A 3,989-nucleotide genomic window follows, 5' to 3' on the forward strand; every position below is an offset into this window, starting at 1 on the left:
GTGCTCAGTGCTCAAGAGAGTGATTGAAGGCGACGGTATCGACTGAACTGTCGTCCCACATCCACGGGGTCACTTCCACGTTACAAACTACGTCCGGGTTGCATTCCTGAAATGCGTCCACGTTGACATATCCGGCAAACTTGTTGTGACCGCAGCCAATATTGAGTTTCATGAGGATTTACCGCAGTTTTTGATGAATGATGAGTCGGTGGTGATTATCGGTGTGTGCAAACACAAGCTGTTTGCGGGCCCCCGGACAGCGCTGATCAGACACTAGAAAACTTCTTGCGCCAACGACATGGCGCGCATGTACCCTTTATGCCAACGAAAAGCCAACCACTAGCAGAACGCTTGCGCCCCCAGTCGCTGGGCGAGGTTATCGGCCAGCAGCACCTGCTGGGCGAAAGCATGCCGCTGCGCATCGCATTTGAATCAGGCCAGCCGCACAGCTGCATCCTCTGGGGTCCGCCCGGCGTTGGCAAGACCACGATCGCACGGCTCATGGCGAGCAGCTTCGACGCCCACTTCATCACTATTTCCGCCGTGCTGGGTGGCGTCAAGGACATCCGGGAAGCGGTTGAGCAGGCGTCCATCTGGCAAGGGCAGGGCGGCAAGCGCACCATCGTGTTTGTGGATGAGGTGCATCGCTTCAACAAAAGCCAGCAGGATGCTTTTTTGCCGCATGTGGAAAGCGGTCTTTTTACGTTCATCGGCGCCACCACGGAAAATCCGTCATTCGAGGTGAACTCGGCCTTGCTCTCGCGCGCCGTGGTGTATGTGTTGCAGCCGCTGGAGGAGGCAGATCTCAAGCAAATAGTGGCCAAGGTGCTTGCTGAACATGCGCTACCAGCTATCGAAACCATAGCAAATGAAGCCGTTGACAGGCTGGTTGCCTATGCCGACGGCGACGCCCGCCGCCTCTTGAACACGCTCGAGTCCCTCAGCGTGGCGGCCAAGGCCGAAAAAGTGACCGACGTCGGCGACGTCTGGCTGCTCAAGGTACTGGGCGAGCGGATGCGGCGCTACGACAAGGGCGGCGAACAGTTCTACGACACCATCTCGGCGCTGCACAAGTCGGTGCGCGGTTCCGACCCCGATGCCGCGCTCTACTGGTTCATGCGCATGCTCGACGGCGGCGCTGAACCGCGCTACATGGCGCGCCGGCTGGTGCGCATGGCCAGCGAAGACATCGGGCTGGCCGACCCGCGTGCCTTGCGCATGGCGCTGGATGCTGCGGAAGTCTACGAACGCCTTGGCTCCCCTGAAGGCGAGCTGGCGCTGGCCCAGTGCGTCATTTACCTGGCGGTCGCGCCCAAGTCCAACGCGGTCTATAGGGCCTTAAACCCCGCGAAAACCGCACCGCTGGCTCGATTCTCGCTAGAGACGCTTGGCTACAATTTGCGGATTAGCTCGCCAACTTCACCAGCCATCCGGCTTTGATAGGCGGGCTTTTTGTTAACTCAAGCCAGTCACCGGCGATCCCGGTGGATGGTGGCCGCCAGGCGGAGTTCGCAATTTCATCAATTGGACGGGAGAGTGAGTTATGGAAGTTTTGCTACAGCAGATCATCAATGGTCTGGTGCTGGGCAGCATGTATGCCTTGATCGCCTTGGGCTACACCATGGTGTACGGCATCATTAACCTGATTAACTTCGCACACGGCGAAGTACTGATGGTGGGGGCTTTGACCAGCTGGACCATCATTGGCCTGATGCAGGATTCCATGCCGGGCACGCCGGGCTGGATTATTTTGCTGATTTCGCTGCTGATCGCCTTTGTGGTGTGCGGCGCCCTCAATTTCGCGATTGAGAAAATCGCCTACCGGCCCTTGCGAAACTCTCCCAAACTGGCCCCGCTGATCACCGCCATCGGCATGTCGCTATTGCTGCAGACCCTGGCCATGATCATCTGGAAGCCCAACTACAAGCCCTATCCCACGCTGTTGCCTTCCGAGCCCTTCCAGGTCGGCGGTGCCGTCATCACTGTGACCCAGCTCTTCATCCTGGGTGCTACGGTTGTCTCCCTTTCCGTGCTGATGTGGCTGGTGCATTACACCAAGCTGGGCCGTGCGATGCGCGCCACGGCTGAAAACCCCCGTGTTGCGGCGCTCATGGGCGTGCGCCCCGACACCGTCATCTCGGCCACCTTCATTATCGGCGCCATCCTCGCCGCGCTGGCCGGCGTCATGTACGCCTCCAACTACGGTACGGTGCAGCACACCATGGGCTTCCTGCCGGGCCTCAAGGCTTTCACGGCAGCTGTGTTTGGCGGCATCGGCAACCTGGGTGGCGCGGTGCTCGGCGGCATTTTGCTGGGCCTGATTGAATCCATCGGCGCCGGCTACATCGGCCCGCTGACGGGCGGCGTGCTGGGCAGCCAGTACTCCGACATCTTTGCTTTCATCGTGCTGATTTTTGTGCTCACGCTGCGGCCTTCAGGTCTGCTGGGTGAGCGTGTAGCGGACCGGGCGTGACGCCGCGTCCATCCGGTACACAAGGAGAACATTCATGAATTCTGTCAAATCGAAAAAACTCATTACCTTCCTGATCGTCGCGGCGGCACTGCTGGTGCTGCCGCTGATCCTGCAGCAGGGCGGCAACGCCTGGRTGCGCATTGTCGACATGGCGCTGCTGTATGTGCTGCTGGCCCTGGGCCTGAACATCGTGGTCGGCTACGCCGGCCTGCTGGACCTGGGGTATGTCGCSTTCTTCGCGGTCGGCGCCTACCTGTTCGCGCTGCTCGGCTCGCCSCAYCTGGCCGAYGCSTTYCCCTGGATTGCGGCGCAGTTTCCGAACGGGCTGCATTTGCCGATCTGGGCGATCATCCCGGCGGCAGCGGCCCTCGCCGGATTCTTCGGCGTGGTGCTGGGCGCACCGACCCTCAAGCTGCGCGGCGATTACCTCGCCATCGTGACGCTGGGCTTTGGTGAAATCATCCGTGTGTTCCTGAACAACCTGGACCGCCCCATCAACCTGACCAACGGCCCCAAAGGCATCAACCAGATCGATTCGATGAAGTTCTTCGGCTTCGACCTTGGCAAGCCGCATGAGTTTTTCGGCTTCGAAGTCAACTCGGTGTCGATGTACTACTACCTCTTCCTGGTGCTGGTGATCGTCTCGGTTGTGGTTTGCCACCGCCTGGAAAACTCCCGCATCGGCCGCGCCTGGATGGCGATCCGCGAAGACGAAATCGCCGCCAAGGCCATGGGCATCAACACCCGCAACCTGAAGCTGCTGGCCTTCGGCATGGGCGCCACTTTCGGCGGCGTGTCGGGCTCCATGTTTGCCGCCTTCCAGGGTTTTGTGTCTCCCGAATCCTTCAGCCTGATGGAGTCGGTCATGATCGTCGCCATGGTGGTGCTGGGCGGCATCGGTCATTTGCCCGGCGTCATTCTGGGCGCCTTGCTGCTCGCGGCTTTGCCTGAGGTGCTGCGCCATGTGGCCGGCCCACTGCAGGCCATGACCGACGGCCGGCTCGACTCCGCCATCCTGCGCCAGCTGCTGATCGCGCTGGCCATGATCACCGTCATGCTGATGCGTCCGCGCGGCCTGTGGCCCGCTTCCGAGCACGGCAAGTCGCTGAACAAGCCCGTCGGCCCGGACCCTATCCAGTCAATCAACCCCTAAGGAGAATGGACATGAGCGAAACCATTCTTAAAGTCTCGGGTGTCTCCAAGCGCTTCGGCGGTTTGCAGGCCCTTTCCGATGTCGGCATCCATATCGAGCGTGGCCAGGTGTATGGCCTGATCGGTCCCAACGGCGCCGGTAAAACCACCTTCTTCAATGTGCTGACGGGCCTTTACACGCCCGACAGCGGCACCTTCGAGCTCGCCGGCAAGCCCTACAAGCCCACGGCGGTGCACGAAGTGGCCAAGGCCGGCATTGCCCGGACCTTCCAGAACATCCGCCTGTTTGCCGACATGACGGCCCTCGAAAACGTCATGGTCGGCCGCCATATCCGTACCAACTCGGGCCTGATCGGCGCCGTGC

The 3,989-nt window shown here is 60.7% G+C and carries 5 protein-coding genes; 4 read left to right on the plus strand and 1 reads right to left on the minus strand.

Annotation, left to right across the window (positions count from 1 at the left end):
* Positions 1-4 precede the first annotated feature (4 nt).
* Positions 5-172, minus strand: a complete 168-nt coding sequence (locus AC1D1P_RS19480; protein WP_477674107.1) for a hypothetical protein — start codon at positions 170-172, stop codon at positions 5-7.
* A 146-nt stretch (positions 173-318) separates the two neighbouring features.
* Between AC1D1P_RS19480 and AC1D1P_RS19485 the strand changes: the two genes are divergently transcribed.
* The 4 genes from AC1D1P_RS19485 to AC1D1P_RS19500 all read left to right on the plus strand — a co-directional run.
* Positions 319-1,440: a replication-associated recombination protein A gene (locus tag AC1D1P_RS19485; protein ID WP_477674108.1), complete on the plus strand. Its 1,122-nt coding sequence runs from the start codon at positions 319-321 to the stop codon at positions 1,438-1,440.
* 103 nt (positions 1,441-1,543) lie between these two features.
* On the plus strand, positions 1,544-2,473 hold the full coding sequence (locus AC1D1P_RS19490; RefSeq protein WP_477669667.1) for a branched-chain amino acid ABC transporter permease: 930 nt from the start codon (positions 1,544-1,546) through the stop codon (positions 2,471-2,473).
* Between the two features lie 34 nt (positions 2,474-2,507).
* On the plus strand, positions 2,508-3,626 hold the full coding sequence (locus AC1D1P_RS19495; protein ID WP_477674109.1) for an ABC transporter permease subunit: 1,119 nt from the start codon (positions 2,508-2,510) through the stop codon (positions 3,624-3,626).
* Between the two features lie 11 nt (positions 3,627-3,637).
* The coding region (locus tag AC1D1P_RS19500) for an ATP-binding cassette domain-containing protein (protein WP_477674110.1) at positions 3,638-3,989 on the plus strand (352 nt) is incomplete at its 3' end.

The sequence above is a fragment of the Polaromonas sp. P1_E1_2 genome (genome assembly GCF_056406035.1).